Genomic DNA, 17,967 nt, shown 5'->3' with positions numbered 1-17,967 from the left:
TTGCGGCATAATCACAGGGGAGTATGCCTAATGACGAAATTTGTCAGAAGCCTGGCGGCTGCTGCGGTGGTGGCGATGGCACCGGTTGCCTATGCCGAAACCACCGTGCGCGTTGCCTATGACGCTGACCCGGTCTCGCTGGATCCGCATGAACAGCTGTCCGGCGGCACGCTGCAGCTGTCGCACATGGTCTTTGACCCGCTGGTGCGCTGGACCAAGGACCTGCAGTTTGAACCGCGTCTGGCGGAAAGCTGGGAGCAGATCGACGCGACCACCATGCGCTTCAAGCTGCGCAGCGGCGTCACCTTCCACAGCGGCAACGCGCTGACCGCGAAGGATGTGGACTGGACCTTTGACCGGTTGAAAGCAAGCGACGACTTCAAAGCGATCTTCGCGCAGTTCACCGATGTTGAGGTCATTGATGACATGACCTTCGACCTCAAAACCTCGGAGCCCTATCCGCTGGTCCTGCACACCGCGACCTACATCTTCCCGATGGACAGCGCGTTCTACACTGGTACCACCGACGACGGCAAAGACAAGGGCGAGATCGTCAAGCATGGTGACAGCTTTGCGTCGCGCAACGTTTCCGGCACCGGCCCGTTTGTGGTTTCCGAACGCGAGCAGGGCGTGCGCGTCGTGTTCGACCGCTTTGACGGCTACTGGGACGCAGACGCGGGCAACGTCGATAAAATCGTTCTGACCCCGATCAAGGAAGACCCGACCCGCGTGGCAGCCTTGCTGTCCGGCGATGTGGACTTCATTGCGCCTGTTCCGCCGACCGACCTGAAGCGTGTCGAAGAGGCTGAGGGCGTTGACCTGATCACCATGCCCGGCACCCGTATCATCACCTTCCAGATGAACCAGAACCGTGTCGAGGCCTTCAAGGACGCCCGAGTCCGCCAGGCGATCGACTACGCAGTCAACAATGCAGGCATCGTCGACCGCATCATGCGCGGCTTCGGCACCGTTGGCGCACAGGCCAGCCCGGCCGGCTACCTGGGCTACAACGAAGGTCTGGCACCGCGTTTCGACCTGGAAAAAGCCAAGGCGCTGATGGCTGAGGCAGGTTATGCCGACGGCTTCTCGATCACCATGATGGCGCCGAACAACCGCTATGTGAACGACGACAAGATCGCTCAGGCGGTGGCTTCGATGCTGGCGCAGATCAACATCAAAGTCGACCTGCAGACCATGCCCAAGGCACAGTACTGGCCGACCTTTGACGAGCGCGCAGCGGACATGATGATGATTGGCTGGCATTCGGACACCGAGGACTCCGCGAACTTCCACCAGTTCCTGACCGCTTGCCCGAACCCTGACAACGGCAACGGCCAGTACAACTCGGGCAACTACTGCAACGAGGAAGCCGATGCGCTGATGAATGCCGCGAACGCGGAAACCGATCCGGCCAAACGCGCGGAAATGCTGCAGAAGCTGGAAGGCATCCTGTATGATGAAGCTGCCTTCATCCCGCTGCACTGGCAGAACCTGGCATGGGGTTCCAAGTCCGGCATGAACTCGGCCGACATCGTGAACGCGCTGAACTTCCCCTACTTCGGTGACCTGGTTGTCGAAACCGGCAGCTGATCACTGAATACTTCCGGGCCGGTCTCCCCCGGCCGGCCCGGGACTTTCAAACAACAAGCGGCCGCCAAGGCTGCGCTTGCAGGACCCGCGTTTCCATCGGACACTGCGACCTGCGCTGTAACCAAACTCTACAAAGGTCAGGACAATGTTTGCCTATCTCGCCAAGCGAGTGATTCAGGCGGTGGCGGTGATGTTCGTCATTTCGCTGATTGCCTTTGCCATCCAGGGCAACCTGGGCGACCCGCTGCGCGAGCTGGTCGGGCAGTCGGTGTCGGAAGAAGTGCGCCAGCAGCTGCGCGACGAAATGGGGCTGAACGACAGCTTCGTAACGCAATACCTGCGGTTTGCGGGTAATGCGCTGCAGGGCGACCTGGGCACCTCCTATTTCTTCAAGGAGCCGGCGCTGGACGTGATCCTGAAGAAACTGCCCGCGACGCTGGAGCTGGTGTTCGGCGCAACGCTGATCATCGTCGGCTTCTCGGTCCCGCTGGGCGTCTATACCGCGATCAAGCCGGACAGCATCCTGAGCCGCGTTATCATGGGCCTGTCGATTGTCGGCATCTCGATCCCGGTGTTCCTGACTGCCATCCTGATGATCTTCGTGTTCTCGGTAGAATACGGCTGGTTCCCCTCCTACGGGCGTGGCGATACCGTGCAGGTCTGGGGCTACTGGCAGACCAACTTTGCCACCGCCGACGGCTGGCTGCACATCATTCTGCCCTCGATTGCGCTCGCCTCCATCATGCTGCCGCTGTTTGTCCGGCTGATCCGGGCTGAAATGATGGAAGTGCTGCAGTCCGAATATGTGAAATACGCCAAGGCCAAAGGCATCAACCCATGGCGGATCTACTTTGTCCACGCACTGAAGAACACGCTTTTGCCGGTGATCACCGTGGGCGGCGTGCAGATCGGCACCATGGTGGCGTACACCATCCTGACTGAGACAGTGTTCCAGTGGCCGGGCATGGGCTTCATGTTCCTTGAGGCGGTGAACCGCGTCGATACTCCGCTGATTGTGGCCTACCTGATTGTTGTCGGCTTCATCTTTGTCGTCACCAACACCATCGTCGACCTGATCTACGGGCTGGTGAACCCGACCGTGAATATTGCGAGGATGGGCGCATGAGCACCGAAACGCTGAACCCGAAATCCGAACCCTCGCGCTGGTCCAAGATCTGGAACTCCAACATGGGCTACAGCTTCCGCCGCAATCCGGTGGCGGTGGTGAGCATGATCGTGTTCCTGCTGATCGCACTCGCGTCGTTCCTCGCGCCGCTGATCGCGCCCTATGACCCTTACGATCCGGCACAGATCGATATCATGAACTCCGAGTACCCGCCGGCCTGGGTCAGCGGGTCGCTGCCCGAATTTGTGCTGGGCACCGACGACCAGGGCCGCGACCTGTGGTCCACTATCCTTTACGGCACCCGCTTGTCGCTGCTGATCGGCATCTGCGCCGTGGCCCTGCAGGCGTTCCTCGGCATCTCCATCGGCCTGATTGCGGGCTATGTCGGCGGCCGCCTCGACAGTCTGCTGATGCGGCTGGCGGATATTCAGCTGTCATTCTCCACCCTGATGGTGGCGATCATTTTTCTGGCCGTCACGCAGGCGATGTTTGGAACCGACACCTTCAACAAATATGCGGTGGTGTTCCTGATTGCGGTGATCGGGGTGGCAGAGTGGCCGCAGTATGCCCGCACCGTGCGTGCCACCGTGCTGGCTGAGAAGAAAAAGGAATATGTCGACAGCGCCCGCGTTCTGGGCTTTGGCCCGATGCGGATCATGGTGCGGCACATCCTGCCGAACTCGTTGTCGCCGATCTTCGTGATCTCTACCGTGCAGGTCGCCAATGCGATCATTTCCGAGGCCTCGCTCAGCTTCCTGGGCCTGGGCATGCCGCCGAGCCAGCCGTCGCTGGGCTCGCTGATCTCTTCCGGTTTCGACTACATCTTCTCCGGCAGCTGGTGGATCACCGCCATTCCCGGCGTGGTGCTGGTGGTGCTGGTTCTTGTCATCAACCTGCTGGGCGACTGGATGCGCGATGTCCTGAACCCGAAACTCTACAAGGGGTAACGCGATGAGCCTTCTTTCCGTTCGCGACCTCACCGTCAAATTCGCCATGCGCGACCAGACGGTTACTGCCCTTAACGGCATTTCCTTTGACCTTGCCAAAGGCGAGCGTCTGGGCATCGTCGGCGAAAGCGGCGCCGGCAAGTCGATCACCGGGTTTTCGCTGATGAACCTTCTCAGCCGCCCGGGCTACATCGACACCGGTAAGATCCTGTTCGAGGGCGAGGACGTCGTTCAGATGAACGACAAGCGCCTGCGCAATCTGCGCGGCAATCGGATGGCGATGATCTTTCAGGACCCGATGGTGACGCTCAATCCAGTGCTGACCATCGGTCAGCAGATGATCGAGACCCTGATGGCGCACCGCAAGCTGAGCCATGAGGAAGCGCGCCAGATCGCCATCGTCAAACTGCGCGAGGTCTACATTCCGTCACCCGAGGAACGCCTGGAGCAGTATCCGCACGAGTTGTCCGGCGGTATGCGCCAGCGGATCATCATTGCGATTGCGCTGCTGCTGGATCCGCAGCTGATCATCGCGGATGAGCCGACCACCGCCCTGGACGTGACCATCCAGGCCGACATTATGGAACTGATGCTGGAGCTGTGCCAGTCGAATCAGGTGGGACTGATCCTGATCACTCACGACCTGGGGGTGGTCAGCCAGATGACGGAGCGGACGCTGGTGATGTATGCTGGCCGGATCATCGAGAGCGGGCGCACCCGCGAGATCATCAACGACCCGCAGCACCCTTATACCCAGGGCTTGATCAACGCGCTGCCGCAGCAGACGGTGCCAGGCCAGCGGCTGAAGCAGATCCCGGGCAACATGCCGGGTCTGGCCAGCATTCCCGCAGGCTGCGCTTTCAACCCGCGCTGCAAATACGCCACTGACCTGTGCCGCAGCAGGGTGCCGGAAGCGGTGCATTACGGCGGCGTGGAGGTGGCTTGCCATGAGGTGCAGCGCCTGAACAGTGATGAAGACCGTCAGGAGGCACGGGCATGAGCGACGCAAAGACTGACCGCCCGCTCTTGGAGATCAAGAACCTGGAAAAAAGGTTCGACCTCGATCAGGGCTTCCTGGAAACGCTCAAGTTCAAGCAGGGCAAGATCGTGCGCGAGAGCCGCTCTGTCCATGCGGTGAACAACATCTCGCTGGAGGCCCGCAAGGGCGAGGCGCTGTGTGTCGTGGGTGAATCGGGTTGCGGAAAATCCACCGTGGCGCGGCTGGTGGCAGGCCTGCTGACCCCATCCGCAGGTGAGATCCACTATGGCGGCCAGCGCATCGACAACCTGCCGCGGGCCGGCATGCAGCCCCTGCGCAAGAAGATCCAGATGATCTTCCAAAACCCCTATGCCTCGCTCAACCCGCGCATGACCATTCGGCAGGCGCTGGAGGAGCCGGTGCGCCACCACTATCCAAATGCCTCGGCGGCAGAGGTGCGCGACAAGGTGACCGAGGTAATGCTTTCGGTTGGCGTCGATCCCAGCTGGGCCAAGCGTTACCCGCATGAGTTTTCCGGCGGCCAGCGCCAGCGGATCGCCATCGCCCGCGCCCTGACGGTGGATCCAGAATTCATCATTGCCGACGAACCGATCAGCGCGCTGGATGTGTCGATCCAGGCGCAGGTTCTGAACCTGATGCTGGAGGCCAAGGAAAGCCGCGGCCTGACCTATCTGTTCATCACCCACGATCTGAGCGTGGTGGAGCATTTCGGCACCCGGGTGGCGGTTCTTTACCTTGGGTCGGTTTGCGAGGTTGCGGACACCGCGACATTGTTCTCCAGCCCGAAACACCCCTATACTCGGGCCTTGCTGTCCGCGGTGCCGCAGCTGAAGGACGACCGGCCGAACCACATCCGCCTCAAGGGCGAGATCCCAACGCCGATCAACCTGCCGAAAGGCTGCCCGTTCCAAAGCCGCTGCGCCTTTGCGGACGCACGATGCAAGAGTGAAAAGCCCAAGGCCATTCACCAGCCCGACGGCAGCATGGTTGCATGCCATGCCGTCGAAGAAGACAGGCTGGATGCGGTGGCTGCCGGTTAAGACGGGACGCCCAGTTGGACATCATCTGGCTCAAGGACTTCGAAGCTTTGGTCGCGTGCAAGAACTTCTCGCGCGCGGCCGAAGAACGTAATGTCAGCCAGCCGGCCTTCTCACGCCGGATCCGGGCACTGGAAAACGAGATCGGCGTGCGGCTGATCAACCGCGAAACCTTGCCGTTGACCCTGACGCCTGCAGGCGAGGTGTTCCTGTCGCAGTCCCGCATCATGCTGCGCACTTACGAGGAAACCATTGAGCGTTGCCAGACCATCGACGCGGCAAGCGAAAACGTGATCCGCTTCGCCGCCTCGCAGTCGCTCTACATGACTCACTACAAGACCCTGATTGCGCCGCTTGCCAGCGAAGGCGGGGTGGACACCGACCTCAACTCCACTTCCTGGGCGGCCGACCAGTTCGTAAGCGCGCTGCAGCAGGGCTACTGCGATGTGATCCTGACCTACTGGCATCCGTCGATGGATTTCCTGGGGCCCTTGGAGGTTGCCAATTTCGATTACCTGACGCTGTCCACCGACCGCTATGTGCCGGTTTCCCGCACGGCCCCGGACAGCACGGCGGAATTCGCTTTCAAACCCGGCAGCAAAGACGCGGTGCCTCTGCTGTCCTATGGTGCGGTGTCAGCGTTACGCTCGGTGCAGGAATTTGCTCTGACCCAGCTGCTGCCCGATCAGAAGGTGTTCGTTGTCAACCAGAACGCGCTGGCCAACAGCGTCAAGGCGATGATCCAGGAAGGCTTCGGCATGGGCTGGCTGCCGCTGAGCCTCTGCCGCCAGGAAATCGCGTCCGGCCGTTTTGCGATTGTGGATGAAAGGCTGGGCACAGACCTGGAAATTCGCCTGTATCGTGATCCGCGCAGTACCAAGCAGACGCTGGATGTGCTCTGGAAACAGCTGAAGCGCTCGTCTGTAAAGGCAGCCTGAGCGGTCCGCGCTGCGGGGCAGTCGCCCAATGATTGCGCTGGCACGCGGGTCGTAAATCTGACATTGCTTGGTGGCGGTCTATGGCTGTGCAAGACCGGCAAGGACAGGTGAAAATGCATTATCTCAAACGCGAGCTTTACGACCTGGTCAAAAGCGATGGTGCCATTTTCGACTTTCTTCAAATCGGCTCTTTGGACGGCCTCTGGTACTGGGATCTGGAAAACCCCGAACATGAATGGATGAGTTCGGAATTCTGGCGCCTGTTTGGCATCGATCCGGAAACCAAAGGGCACTTTGCATCCGAATGGCAGGATCTTATTCACCCGGACGACTTGGCGCTGGCGCTTGAGAATTTTCAAAGGCACCTTGAAGATCCGGAGCATCCTTATGACCAGATCGTGCGTTACCGCCATGCCAAAGGCCACATGGTTACAGTTCGCTGCCGTGGTCTGGCGATCCGGGATGAACAGGGTAAGCCGGTGCGGATGCTTGGTGCGCATAACGACCTGACCGAACTCAAGGAGAGCGAAGCGAAACTCGAAAAGATGAACGCGGTGCTGGAGGCGGAGGTTGAACGTGCCAATTCCGCAGTTGAGGCCCGAACTGCCTTTCTGGCCACGATGAGCCACGAGATCCGCACGCCGTTGAATGTGATCCTCGGTTTGCTGCATCTGATAAGGACTGATGCGAGCGCATCCGGGAAAACCCGGGAACGGGCGGATGTGGGACACCGGGCCGCTGAAATGCTGATGACACAGCTGGTCAACGTGCTGGAAACCGCGCGGATTGAATCCGATGCTGTGGAATATACGCCCAAACCTGAGGAAACCGCAGCCTTGGCCGGGCTGTGGCGCGAGGCACTGCAGGCCAGCGCCATCCGCTACGGCAAGCCGCTCCGCACTTGGGTGACGCTTGCCGATGGCATTCCAGAAACGCTGGTGATTGATTTGCCGAAGGTTACTCAGATCGTGAACAACCTGATCGACAACGCGGTGAAATTCTCTGTTTCTGGCAGCGTTTGCATCATGCTGGAATATGACGCGACGACGGAATGCCCTGTCAGAATAACCGTTCTGGACACCGGGCCCGGAATTTCTGAACAGGACCGCAGCAGGGTTTTTGAACGTTTCACTCAGCTGGAGAATGCCTTGTCCCAGCATGCGGGCGGGTCCGGCCTGGGGCTGTCGATCTGTCGCGAGCTGGCCCGGCTGATGGGCGGCGGGCTGAAAATTCTGGATCACCCGCCTGAAGGCTTCAATCTTGGGGTCTGCTTGCAGCTTCCCGAGGGCCACAGCGCTCTTGAGGCTTAGTAATTTCCGCGTATCGGAGCTGTAGCGCAAATCCGGGTCTGACCGCAGGCCCCCCTTCCCCTGACGGATTTACTCTTCGTGCATTGTGACAGGTATCCCGAAGCTGGATCGGTTCTCCCGTAAGGTGTCGTTCATATAGGGGATCATCGGACAAGGCATAGAGCTGACTGTCTGCGTGCACCCGAACGTCTCGAACTTCTTCCTGCATCTGCTGGCTTGCTTTGCCGAGGAGGAGCGCCGCCAGGTATCAGAAGCGCGAACGGGGAGGCGTTGATGGTAAGGTTCTACCCTGGCGGTGAAACCCTGCTTGATCTCCTGATCATCAACAGCGTCGAGTGAAGCGCCAAATCGAAACACCATCAAATGGCGGAATTCAATTCTCATCAGCGTGCAGATATGATGTTTGCAGTCCCGGGCAAGCTAACAGCGAGGTGCAGCAGCGACCACATCGCCAACGCACTGTTTTTCTTTGGTATAAATGGTGCCCGGGGGCGGAATCGAACCACCGACACGAGGATTTTCAATCCACTGCTCTACCCCTGAGCTACCCGGGCACGGGAAGGCTGTTCGCCTTGGGTGGGGGCCTTCTATGCTCTGGGGGCGGCGGTGTCCAGAGGGTTTTTCAAAGAAAATCGCTAATGCCGGGTTTGCTGCGGAATTTCTTTCTGTGCTGAGGCGCGTCCGGCTTCTTCCAAAGCGTTTTCAATGTCTTCCGGGTTTTGGCTGGGCACCGAATAGGCGCCGGTCAGCCATTTCCCAAGGTCTATATCGGCGCAGCGTTTGGAGCAGAACGGGCGGTAGCTCTTTTGCGATTCCCCGCCGCAGATCGGACAGCTCATTTCAGCACCTCGCTCAGGGCAATGCGGCCGCGCTTGCGCTGCAATTCGTAGTGGCCGAGGTTGGTCCACCCTGCCAGCACGGTTTCCTCGGAATCCGCCCGGAAAGCGGCCCGCAGCGCGGTTTCAAACCCGCGGCGGTCCTTCTTGGGCATCGGCGCCAGATCCAGCACGATCTGGCCGCCCAGACCGCGCACCCGCAAGGCGCGGGGCAGGGCCTTGGCGGCGGCCATATTGGCCTTCACACCTGCTGCCAGAGACGTGTCGGAGCCGGTGTTCACATCCACCGCGACCAGGGCGCGGGTCGGCTCGATGAACAGGAAGGCGCCGCCCGGCAGCGGCTCACGGATGCCCTGTGCAGTGTCCAGCGCATCCAGTACGCCCAATCGTTCGAATCCGCCGGGGTCACGCTCGATATCCGCAGGTTCTACCCAGTCCCGCCAGGCCAGCAGGTGCGGGGTGTCACCTTCGGCCAGAACCTCAGGCTCGGTCCCTTCGTCCTGCATCACCTGCGCAGCAAGGGCTGCCATGGCGGCCACGTCCTCGGCAATTTCCTCGCTGTCTGCAGCGGCGCAGGCAGAGCGCAGGATCAGCCCGTAACCAGAGTCGCCCATCTCTTCATGTGCAATCTCCAGCAGCCGGTCGCGCTCGTTCTCGTCGCGGATGCTGCGTGAGATATTCAGGCCCGGCGCCTCCGGTGTGACAATGGCGTAGCGGCTCTTGAACAACAGCTTCTGAGACACCGGAATGGCTTTGCCCGGCTCGGCGAAGCCGGACACTTGCACCAGGATCATCTGGCCCGGTGCCAGTCCCTTGACCTGGCGCAGGAAGGCCGGGCCGTCCGGGGTGGTCAGGAACATGCCGCCCTGGCCTTTGACCGGCCGGTCGGCGCGGGCGCGGTAGATGGTGCCGGGGGCAGGGGCATCGCTTTCGACCAGAAAGTCCTCCAGCTTGCCGTCCACCATAAGTGCTGCGGCTTCACGGTCCTGGATGTGGTCGAGAATGATGGTGCGGCCCTTCATGCGGCGGCCTCCTGATAAAGCGGCAGGCCGGCGGCGCGCAGCAAGTTTGCGGTTTCAGAGAGCGGCAGCCCGACGATCCCGGTGAAGGATCCGCTGATCCACGGAATAAAGGCGCCCGCAGGCCCCTGGATGGCATAGGCGCCGGCCTTGCCCTCCCAGTCGCCGGTGGTGAGATAGGCGTTCAGTTCCTCGTCTGAGAGGTTTTTCATCTTCACCTGGCTGACCACGTCTTTTTCCCAGACGCGGTCCCCGCGGCGCACTGCAACGGCAGTGATCACCCGGTGGCGGCGGCCGGACAGGGCGAGCAGGAACTCTGCCGCCTCGCCTGCATCGCGCGGCTTGCCCAGGATGCGGCGGCCAAGCGCAACGGTGGTGTCGGCGCAGAGAACGACGTCATCAGGTCCGGCAGGAACGGCTTCGGTCTTTTCACGCGTGACACGTGCGCAATAGGCACGCGGCAGTTCGCCCTTCTGCGGCGTCTCGTCAATTTCCGGCGGGCGCACCTCGTCCGGATGCACCCCCAGCTGCGCCAGCAATTGCAGCCGCCGCGGGCTGCCCGATCCCAGGATAAACGCCATCGTATGGCCCTCTTAACGGTTTGTGCCCGTAATACGGCGATTAGCGGCCTCGTGAAAAGAGCATCCAGCTCTTTCATCTTGCCAAAAGTACTTCCGCCGGAGGCCGCTTCAAAACAAAAGCCCGGCAGAGTGCCGGGCCTTGATATTTCTTCCAGATCAAACGCTTACTTAAAGCGGTAGTTGATCCGGCCCTTGGTCAGGTCATAGGGGGTCATTTCCACCTGGACCTTGTCGCCAGCCAGAACACGGATGCGGTTCTTGCGCATCTTGCCTGCCGTGTGCGCGATGATCTCATGGCCGTTCTCAAGCTCGACCCGAAACGTCGCGTTAGGCAGGAGTTCCTTCACGACACCGGGAAATTCGAGCGTATCTTCCTTGGCCATGTTGTCTCCATCATTGGGTTAACCCGCAAACTGCGGGACGTGCGCTTAAATGGGGTCATTTTCCCAATAATTCAAGGGCTCAATCAGCAAACTGCGGCCTTTGTGACCGATTTCACGCGAGGTATCTGCTCCTCCCAGTGCAGCCGGTTCAGCACGCCGCCATCCGCCCTTACATGGGCGATCGCTTCCAGGTCCGCTTCGCCGTAGGTCCAGCCCGGCTGGTTCAGCGCGCCCTCAGACAGCACCCCGGTACCGGGGAAGCCCTTGTCCGGCGGGCCGAAAATGCCACCGGTGCCGGTGTTCATGTCCACGGCTTCCGACCATTCATTGGCTCCGACAATGGAGGCCATGGCGGTCACGCACTGGTTTTCCAGCGCCCGCGACATTGCCCCGATGCGCACCCGCCAGTATCCGGCAAGCGCCTCGGTGCAGGAGGGGACGAGAATCACGTCTGTCTCCGCCAGCGCGCGGCCCAGCAAGGGGAACTCGCTGTCATAGCAGATCAGCACCCCGATTCTCCCCAGGGCCGTGTCGAAGATCTTGAGCGGCCCGCCGCCCATGATGCCCCAATCCTCGCGCTCGAACCGGGTCATGATCTGCTTGTCCTGATGGTCCCGCTTGCCTGTGGGGGTGTATAGCTCCGCCCGGTTTACTGGCCGGTCCAGTCCGGTGTTCACCGGGGCGGAGGCACCCAGGATATGCACACCGTGTTCTGCAGCCAGTTTCAGGTGCAGCGCAGCCGCATCCTGCATCTTTTCTGACACCGAATGGATCGACTGCTCCAGATCTCCGGCAACCGTCGCGCCATCCAGCGTTGACAGCTCCATCGCGCCGTATTCGGGGAAAACCAGCAGCTCGGCGCCATTACCGGCGGCCTCTGCAACCCAGGCGGCCAGCTTGTCCTCATATTGTGCCCAGCTGTCGAGCCAGTCGAGCGGATAGGCGGCGGTGGCGATTTTCATGCGGTTTCTCCGGCGGTCAGCGGCCGCATCCCGGTGCGGTCATTTTGCAGGATTGCCCGCCCTATCGGCCCTGCGCAAGACTGTGCGGCCCTCTGGTCCTATCCGGCGCCGGGCGCGCAGGAAAAAACTCAAACAAAATGCACATTTTTGCAACGGAAACAGCCGCGTGCTGCGTTTCACCTTGGTGCTGCCCGGCAATTTAGCCATTCTCGCAGGCAGCGGATCATTTGATTTATTGAAAGAAGGACCACTCCCTTGGCGACCAAGCTTGATGACAAGAACCTGAAGGGCGTTATTGCCGACATCCCGAAAAAAGGCTTCCGCACCAAATTCTGGCGCGAATACCGTGCCGGGGCCTGCAAGGGCAGCGGTGTCGGTAAATACATGGACCTGCTGGAGAAACTGGGGGTGCCGCCGTCTGGCGACCCGGCCAAGGCGGATCTGGACAACATGGGCGAAATCGTTCAGGCCTTCAGCATGCTGGCCAATGCGATGCTCAAGGCACGCGGCAAATGCGGCAAGCTGCAGTCCCACAGCCGGGAGCTGTGCCTGGCCTATGCCAAGCAGATCGAAAAACGCGAAGACGCGGCGGCAGATCTTGCCCGTAATGCGGACAAGATCAAGCAAAAGCAGATGGCGTAGCAGCTGAAGGCCGAGAAGGCCAACGAGGAAACCGACCAGCATCTGGCCAAGCTCAAGAAAGAGCACGAGGAAACCCGCAAGCTGATCCTCAAGGAAATCAAGGCAGCTGAGGTGCGCGGCAAGAAGATTGAGGCTGCCTGTCTGGATATTTCCAAGGATGTGAACGCTGCGCTGGCCAAATTGGACGCGATCAAGAAGGCTTGGAAAACCGCCTACAATAAGGAGGGTGCAGACCGCTCCAAAATCGAAGCCCAGGCCGACAAGGGCATTCGCGACCTGACCAAGGCCTACAAGATCGACGCGCATGCAAAGAACGTGAAGGGCGCCCTGCCCAAACTGTTCAAGGAACTGGCTGAGAACTACAAGCAGTTCAAGCAGGAAGACTTCAGCAAGAAGGAATATGTTGCGGCCGGCAAGGCGGTGACAGCGGCCAAGCGCACATTTGATGACGCCCGCGATTCCGTGAAGCTGTACGCAACTCAGCAGAATATTGCGTTGGAAGAAGTGCAGGCGGCGCGGCCTGAAGGCGTTTGAACCAAAACAGACAGGCGCCCGTGCGGGCGCCTGTTCCCCTTACAGATCCCGGCTCCAGAATTGCAGCGGCTTGCTGGTTTCGCCGGGCTGATCCACATCCTTCCAGGAAAAATGCGCGATGGCGCCCTCCAGCGGGGCATAGCCGCGCTTGCGCCAGAACGGATCCAGCGGCGCGTAATCCCCAGGCCGCATGGGATGATCTGCCGGGCGCTGAACGCTGCAAAAGGCCGCCTTCTTGAACCCATGCTTCCGGGCATGCGCTTCGCGCGCGTCAAAGAACCCGTGGCCCACACCATGCCCGCGGTATTCCGGCAGCAGCACGGATTCGGCGCAATAGAAGACCTCGTTCAGGTCAATCCCGCTGCCCTCAAACGCCGCTGCAAAATCATCCGCATGGTCGCTAAGGGGCGCCCCGGTGGAGGCGCCCACCAGTGTCTCGCCGTCAAAGGCGCCGACCACAACCGCGCGGGCGCTGTTGCGGTAGCTTTGCAGGTACTCCCGCTCATAGGCCGGATCCCCGTCGTACAGGTACGGCCAGGCCCGGAACACCTTGATCCGCAGGCGTGCCACATCGTCCAGCGCGGCCTCCAGCGCCGCGCCGGTCATGGCTTCAACCCGGATGGTCATCCGGCTGAGACCTGGGCGATCCAGTCCGCCAGATTGTAATATGTGGTGACCCGGGAAATCTTGCCGTCCTTCAGCTCAAAGAACGAGCCCGCAGGCAGGCGGTAGGTCTGCCCCTTGGCCTGTGGCAGGCCCTCATCCGTTTGCAGGTAAGTGCCGTTCACGATGAATTCCGCCGCCGCGCGGCTTCCGCCCGCTGCGGAAAAGATCACCATATCGGTCAGCTCTTCTTTGTAGCAGCGGTCCATATGGGCGCAGAACTCCGCGAATTTCTCCTTGCCCACCCGGATTTGGCCCTCGTTCACGTGATGGGCGATCTGCTCATCCAGGCAGTCCAGCATGGTCTCCGTGTCGCCGGCATTGAAGGCCGCGAAATAGCGCGCGATGGTATCGGTCATGTTCTCTCCGTCGGTTCACCCCAGCGGTTTTTCAGGTGCTGGATGATTTGATCCCGTGTTTGACGGTAGATATCTAGCTTGGCCTGACGCGTCTCGCCGAGCCCGGTAGGGTCCATTATCGGCCAATATTCGACATCGAGGTGAAAAAAACGGGTGAGCTCCAGCGCCCGGCGCTGGCTGGCAGGCGACAATGCCACCACCAGATCAAAGGACGACAGGTCGTCGCCCCAGCGCTCCATCTCGTCAAAGGAACGCGACCGGTGCCGGGACAGTTCGACATCAATCTCCTGGCACACCGCGATGGAGAAGCCGTCGATCTCCATGTCGTTCTTGACCCCGGCCGACTGCACATAGGTGCCGGTGCCATAGAATTTCTTCATGATGCCCTCCGCCATCGGAGAGCGGACCGAATTGTGGTCGCAACAGAACAGAACGGACTGCGGCAGCTCCTCCACGCGTCAGCCTCCGAAGTGCAGGACGCAGATCAGGGTGAACAGGCGGCGGGCCGTGTCGGTATCAACTTCCGCTTTGCCTTCCAGCCTTTCCTGCAGAACCCGGCTGCCTTCGTTGTGAATCCCGCGCCGCGCCATGTCGATGGTCTCGATCTGGCTGGGCGGCATTGTCTTTACCGCGGTGAAGTAGCTTTCGCAGATCTGGTAGTAGTCCTTGACCACCTGCCGGAACGGCGACAGCGACAGATGGAACTCCGCCGCCTTTTCCCCGCCTTCGGTGTTGATATCAAAGACCAGCCGCTTGTCGCGGATCGCCAGCCCCAGGTGGTAGGGACCGGCAGGAATATCGCGGTCTTCCCGCTGCGGCAAGGCAAAGCTGTTGTCCTCGATCAGGTCATAAATCGCCACCTTGCGCTCCTGCTCGATCTCGGGCGTTGGAGGCGGCAGGTTGCGGTCGTCCAGTTCGATATGGCTGATGCGGCTCATGGGTCTTTGTCTCTGATATGCGCAGGGGCGTCCGGCCATGAGTATCGCACCGCTCCGCCTGGGGCAATGCAGCAGCGGGCGTCAAACGCCTGCCCGTTTGCGGCAGTGCTTGACAGGCCACGCCCTCGCGACCAGCCTGCCGCCAGCAGGAGACACTGAAATGACAGCCCTTGAACAGTTTTCCCTCCAGGGCCGCCGCGCGCTGGTGACCGGCTCCACCGACGGTCTCGGCTTCGCCGCGGCCCGCCTTCTGGCAGAGGCGGGAGCCGAGGTCTGGATCAATGGCCGCAGCCGGGTGCGGGTAGAGGATGCACTCGCCCGGGCGCCAGGTACTGTCCGCCCGCTGGTGCTGGACATCGCCGATGAACGCGCCGCAACTGCAGCAATGGCGGGGATCGCGCAGGAGGGCGGGCTGGACATTCTGGTCAACAACGTGGGCCAGCGCGACCGGCGCAGCCTGCCGGAATTCACCCGCGCCGATCTGCAAAAGCTGTGGGAGGTCGATCTGGTCTCGCCTTTCCGCCTGTCGCAGATGGCGGCGGCGCAGATGGCGCCCAAGGGCTGGGGCCGCATCATCAATATCTCGTCGATCGCGGGCCTCATCGCGCAATCGGGCGATGCTGCCTATACCACCGCCAAGGCCGGCATCAATGGTATGACACGGGCACTGGCGGCAGAGCTTGGCGCTCAGGGAATTACAGTGAACGCAATTGCCCCGGGATTCTTCAAGACTGCACCCAATATGGCTGCTGCTGCAGACCCTGCGATTGCTGAGAAGCTGAAAAACGCTACCGCGCTAGGCCGCTGGGGCGAACCGGAGGAATTGGCCCCCGCAATCCTGTTCCTCGCATCACCTGCTGCGTCCTACATCACCGGGCAGGTGCTCGCCGTGGATGGCGGGTATACTGCGCATTATTGATGTCTGCGTCATTTTTCCGGGAAAAATGACTTGATGCCTCCGGCGGGGATATTTTCGGCCAGATGAAGTTACGGTTCGTTAACTAGGCTCCGCAACCCTGGTCCAGCGGTAGAGGCGGGGACGCCGATGACCGCGCCAGGTGAAGCGCCCCGGCGGGCTCCGGGGCGCGGATCCCTCTTCATCTGGCCGCAAATATCCCGGGGTGAATGCGCGTACGCGCAGAGGGGCTGCGCCCCTCGCTCCCTTACCCGTTCAGCGCGTCCAGACGGGCAGTCACGGACAGCCCGTGCGCTTCCAGGCTTTCGCTTTTTGCCAGCACCTCGGCTGCCGGGCCGATGGCACGCAGTGAGTCCGGGGTCATCTGGCTCAGCGTGGTGCGCTTGAGGAAATCCATCACCGACAGGCCGGAAGAGAACCGGGCAGAGCGCGCGGTTGGCAGCACATGGTTCGGGCCGCCGACATAGTCGCCGATTGCTTCGGGCGTGTATTGGCCGAGGAAGATGGCCCCGGCATGGATGGTCTTTTCACTCAGAGCAACCGGATCAGCGACACACAGCTCCAGGTGTTCCGGCGCAATGCGGTTCGACAGCGCTGCGGCTTCATCAAGATCCCGCACCGTGATCACCGCGCCGAAGTCGCGCCAGGAGGCCCCGGCAATGGCGCGGCGCTCCAGCGTTTCCAGACGCTTCTCCACCGCCTCAGCCACCGCACGGCCAAAGGCTGCGTCGTCGGTAATCAGGAGCGACTGGGCGCTTTCGTCGTGTTCAGCCTGGCTCATCAGGTCCAGCGCGATCCAGTCCGGGTTGTTGTCCTTGTCGGCAATCACCAGGATTTCCGACGGGCCTGCAATCATGTCGATGCCAACCTTGCCGAACACCCGTCGCTTGGCCGCGGCGACAAAGGCATTGCCGGGTCCGGTGATCTTGTCCACCGGCGCGATGCTCTCGGTGCCATAGGCCAGTGCCGCCACCGCTTGCGCGCCGCCGACGCGGTAGATCTCATCCACACCCGCCAGCCGCGCCGCCAGCAGCACCAGCGGGTTCACCTGCCCGTCCGGGGTTGGCACTGTGATGGCCAGCCGTTCCACACCCGCAACTTTGGCCGGGATCGCATTCATCAGCACCGAAGACGGGTAGGAGGCCAGCCCGCCCGGCACATACAGCCCGGCAGCCGAGACCGCAGACCAGCGCCAGCCCAGCGTTGCGCCGCTGGCGTCTGTCCATTGTGCGTCTTCTGGCATCTGGCGGCTGTGATAGGCACGGATCCGTTCCGCCGCCAGTTCCAGCGCTTGGCGTTCTTCAGCGGAAACCTCGGCGATGGCTGTATCCACCTCCGCCTCGGTAAAGCGCAGCTGCGCCGGGTCCAGTTCCAGCCGGTCGAACTTCGCCGTCAGCTCCACCAGCGCGGCATCGCCACGGGCGCGGACATCGGCAATGATCCCGGCCACGGTGGCGTCCACATCCGGGCTGTCCTCGCGCTTGGCGCCCAGCAGTGCAGTGAAGGACTGTTCAAAACCGGACTCAGAGGTGTTCAGAAACTGCGGCATCGGGATCTCCTTTGACCCCCGCATATCCGCATGGGCGCAGAGCCTCAAGAAATATGCGGGCCGGCGGTGCAATTGGACGCAAGCATATGGCCGGTGCAAACCGGCCTATAGCGGCAGAGACCCTAGCTCAGGGCTTTACGCATCGGGATGCAGGGGGTTGCGCAGCACCCGCCGGTCTCCTCCGCAGCCTCCCAGCCGTGCTTGCGGTAGAAGTCCAGCGCTGTCCGGGTGGCGTCAAGGCGGCCCTCAGCATGGCCTTGCCGCAGCAATTCCGCTTCCAAATGTGCCAGCATGGCGGCGCCGGTGCCCCGGCCGGCTGCGACAGGGGCGACGTAAAGCAGGGAGATGGAGCCGTCCGGAGACAGCCCGCCCACGGCAGCGGCCTCTCCGCCATGTTCGGCCAGCCAGTAACGGCCGGGTCCGGCGATCCATCCGCGGATCTGCTCCGGCGTCTTGCTGCCGGTCCATTCCGCAATCCGGGCGGAGTCGCCGCCGTGGTCGGCCTGACACAGATCGCGGATCGAGGCGATCAGAATCCGGCTCATGGCGAAGACGTCAAAAACCGTGGCGGCACGGATCTCCAGCGGTGCCGGCGGAGCGGTGAAAGCCTGGGAAATGCCGCGCTTGTTCTGCACGG

22 protein-coding genes and 1 tRNA gene are annotated in these 17,967 nt (G+C 61.5%); 10 read left to right on the top strand and 13 right to left on the bottom strand.

The genetic code is table 11. The features are described from left to right. Positions 1 to 30 precede the first annotated feature (30 nt). The 7 genes from N6L27_RS13215 to N6L27_RS13185 all read left to right on the top strand — a co-directional run bounded on the left by N6L27_RS13215 (position 31) and on the right by N6L27_RS13185 (position 7,948). Positions 31 to 1,590: an ABC transporter substrate-binding protein gene (locus N6L27_RS13215; RefSeq protein WP_271907740.1), complete on the top strand. Its 1,560-nt coding sequence runs from the start codon at positions 31 to 33 to the stop codon at positions 1,588 to 1,590. Between the two features lie 145 nt (positions 1,591 to 1,735). Further along, positions 1,736 to 2,716: an ABC transporter permease gene (locus N6L27_RS13210; protein WP_271907739.1), complete on the top strand. Its 981-nt coding sequence runs from the start codon at positions 1,736 to 1,738 to the stop codon at positions 2,714 to 2,716. After that, positions 2,713 to 3,663, top strand: coding sequence for an ABC transporter permease (locus N6L27_RS13205; RefSeq protein ID WP_271907738.1), 951 nt, complete (start codon positions 2,713 to 2,715; stop codon positions 3,661 to 3,663). Before N6L27_RS13210 ends, N6L27_RS13205 begins: the two co-directional genes overlap by 4 nt. A 4-nt stretch (positions 3,664 to 3,667) precedes the next feature. Continuing rightward, positions 3,668 to 4,663 (top strand): ABC transporter ATP-binding protein, encoded by a 996-nt coding sequence (locus N6L27_RS13200; RefSeq protein ID WP_065265718.1) that lies wholly within the window; start codon positions 3,668 to 3,670, stop codon positions 4,661 to 4,663. Further along, positions 4,660 to 5,703 carry an ABC transporter ATP-binding protein gene (locus N6L27_RS13195; RefSeq protein WP_271907737.1) on the top strand — a complete coding sequence of 348 codons (1,044 nt, stop codon included), beginning with the start codon at positions 4,660 to 4,662 and terminating at the stop codon, positions 5,701 to 5,703. Before N6L27_RS13200 ends, N6L27_RS13195 begins: the two co-directional genes overlap by 4 nt. A gap of 14 nt (positions 5,704 to 5,717) precedes the next feature. Next, positions 5,718 to 6,638: a LysR family transcriptional regulator gene (locus N6L27_RS13190; protein ID WP_271907736.1), complete on the top strand. Its 921-nt coding sequence runs from the start codon at positions 5,718 to 5,720 to the stop codon at positions 6,636 to 6,638. 113 nt (positions 6,639 to 6,751) lie between these two features. Then, the gene (locus N6L27_RS13185; protein WP_271907735.1) at positions 6,752 to 7,948 is read left to right on the top strand and encodes a PAS domain-containing sensor histidine kinase; all 1,197 of its coding nucleotides are present in this window, start codon (positions 6,752 to 6,754) and stop codon (positions 7,946 to 7,948) included. A gap of 69 nt (positions 7,949 to 8,017) precedes the next feature. On the opposite strand, the gene N6L27_RS13180 is transcribed toward N6L27_RS13185, so the two are convergent. The 7 genes from N6L27_RS13180 to N6L27_RS13150 form a co-directional block, all read right to left on the bottom strand. Continuing rightward, a complete protein-coding gene (locus tag N6L27_RS13180; RefSeq protein WP_271907734.1) occupies positions 8,018 to 8,332 on the bottom strand; it encodes a hypothetical protein in 315 nt (104 codons plus the stop codon). Positions 8,333 to 8,427: 95 nt separating this feature from the next. Next, positions 8,428 to 8,502 (bottom strand) — tRNA-Phe (locus N6L27_RS13175). A gap of 81 nt (positions 8,503 to 8,583) precedes the next feature. Next, entirely contained in the window at positions 8,584 to 8,787 is a 204-nt protein-coding gene (locus tag N6L27_RS13170) for a DNA gyrase inhibitor YacG (RefSeq protein WP_271907733.1), read from the bottom strand. Continuing rightward, entirely contained in the window at positions 8,784 to 9,806 is a 1,023-nt protein-coding gene (locus N6L27_RS13165; RefSeq protein ID WP_271907732.1) for a ribonuclease E/G, read from the bottom strand. The genes N6L27_RS13170 and N6L27_RS13165 overlap by 4 nt, the downstream gene beginning before the upstream one ends. Next, entirely contained in the window at positions 9,803 to 10,384 is a 582-nt protein-coding gene (locus tag N6L27_RS13160; RefSeq protein WP_271907730.1) for a Maf family protein, read from the bottom strand. The genes N6L27_RS13165 and N6L27_RS13160 overlap by 4 nt, the downstream gene beginning before the upstream one ends. A gap of 164 nt (positions 10,385 to 10,548) precedes the next feature. Beyond that, on the bottom strand, positions 10,549 to 10,767 hold the full coding sequence (infA, locus tag N6L27_RS13155) for a translation initiation factor IF-1 (RefSeq protein WP_005978431.1): 219 nt from the start codon (positions 10,765 to 10,767) through the stop codon (positions 10,549 to 10,551). An 83-nt stretch (positions 10,768 to 10,850) separates the two neighbouring features. After that, the gene (locus tag N6L27_RS13150; protein ID WP_271907729.1) at positions 10,851 to 11,729 is read right to left on the bottom strand and encodes a carbon-nitrogen hydrolase family protein; all 879 of its coding nucleotides are present in this window, start codon (positions 11,727 to 11,729) and stop codon (positions 10,851 to 10,853) included. Between the two features lie 255 nt (positions 11,730 to 11,984). Here N6L27_RS13150 and N6L27_RS13145 point away from each other — a divergent pair, with 255 nt between their 5' ends. Both N6L27_RS13145 and N6L27_RS13140 read left to right on the top strand, forming a co-directional pair. Next, positions 11,985 to 12,371 (top strand): hypothetical protein, encoded by a 387-nt coding sequence (locus tag N6L27_RS13145; protein ID WP_271907728.1) that lies wholly within the window; start codon positions 11,985 to 11,987, stop codon positions 12,369 to 12,371. A 111-nt stretch (positions 12,372 to 12,482) separates the two neighbouring features. Next, positions 12,483 to 12,905 (top strand): hypothetical protein, encoded by a 423-nt coding sequence (locus N6L27_RS13140; protein WP_271907726.1) that lies wholly within the window; start codon positions 12,483 to 12,485, stop codon positions 12,903 to 12,905. 39 nt (positions 12,906 to 12,944) lie between these two features. Here N6L27_RS13140 and N6L27_RS13135 read toward each other — a convergent pair whose 3' ends face one another. Genes N6L27_RS13135 through N6L27_RS13120 form a run of 4 tightly spaced genes read right to left on the bottom strand, consistent with a single transcriptional unit; the run spans position 12,945 to position 14,865 of the window. Further along, the gene (locus N6L27_RS13135) at positions 12,945 to 13,532 is read right to left on the bottom strand and encodes a GNAT family N-acetyltransferase (protein WP_271907725.1); all 588 of its coding nucleotides are present in this window, start codon (positions 13,530 to 13,532) and stop codon (positions 12,945 to 12,947) included. Further along, complete coding sequence (locus N6L27_RS13130; protein ID WP_271907724.1) at positions 13,529 to 13,927, bottom strand: ketosteroid isomerase-related protein; 399 nt, start codon at positions 13,925 to 13,927, stop codon at positions 13,529 to 13,531. The genes N6L27_RS13135 and N6L27_RS13130 overlap by 4 nt, the downstream gene beginning before the upstream one ends. Beyond that, entirely contained in the window at positions 13,924 to 14,382 is a 459-nt protein-coding gene (locus N6L27_RS13125) for an arsenate-mycothiol transferase ArsC (protein WP_019295067.1), read from the bottom strand. Before N6L27_RS13125 ends, N6L27_RS13130 begins: the two co-directional genes overlap by 4 nt. 3 nt (positions 14,383 to 14,385) lie before the next feature. Next, positions 14,386 to 14,865 carry a UPF0262 family protein gene (locus N6L27_RS13120; RefSeq protein ID WP_039185183.1) on the bottom strand — a complete coding sequence of 160 codons (480 nt, stop codon included), beginning with the start codon at positions 14,863 to 14,865 and terminating at the stop codon, positions 14,386 to 14,388. Positions 14,866 to 15,025: 160 nt separating this feature from the next. Here N6L27_RS13120 and N6L27_RS13115 point away from each other — a divergent pair, with 160 nt between their 5' ends. Next, positions 15,026 to 15,784, top strand: coding sequence for an SDR family oxidoreductase (locus tag N6L27_RS13115; protein WP_271907723.1), 759 nt, complete (start codon positions 15,026 to 15,028; stop codon positions 15,782 to 15,784). Positions 15,785 to 16,028: 244 nt separating this feature from the next. Here N6L27_RS13115 and hisD read toward each other — a convergent pair whose 3' ends face one another. Further along, positions 16,029 to 17,330, bottom strand: coding sequence for a histidinol dehydrogenase (gene hisD / locus N6L27_RS13110; protein ID WP_271907722.1), 1,302 nt, complete (start codon positions 17,328 to 17,330; stop codon positions 16,029 to 16,031). 122 nt (positions 17,331 to 17,452) lie between these two features. Continuing rightward, positions 17,453 to 17,965, bottom strand: coding sequence for a GNAT family N-acetyltransferase (locus N6L27_RS13105; protein WP_271907721.1), 513 nt, complete (start codon positions 17,963 to 17,965; stop codon positions 17,453 to 17,455). Positions 17,966 to 17,967 lie beyond the last annotated feature (2 nt).

The sequence above is a fragment of the Leisingera sp. SS27 genome (genome assembly GCF_028368855.1).
Classification (GTDB): Bacteria; Pseudomonadota; Alphaproteobacteria; order Rhodobacterales; family Rhodobacteraceae; genus Leisingera.
This window is presented reverse-complemented; position numbering and strand designations above follow the sequence as displayed.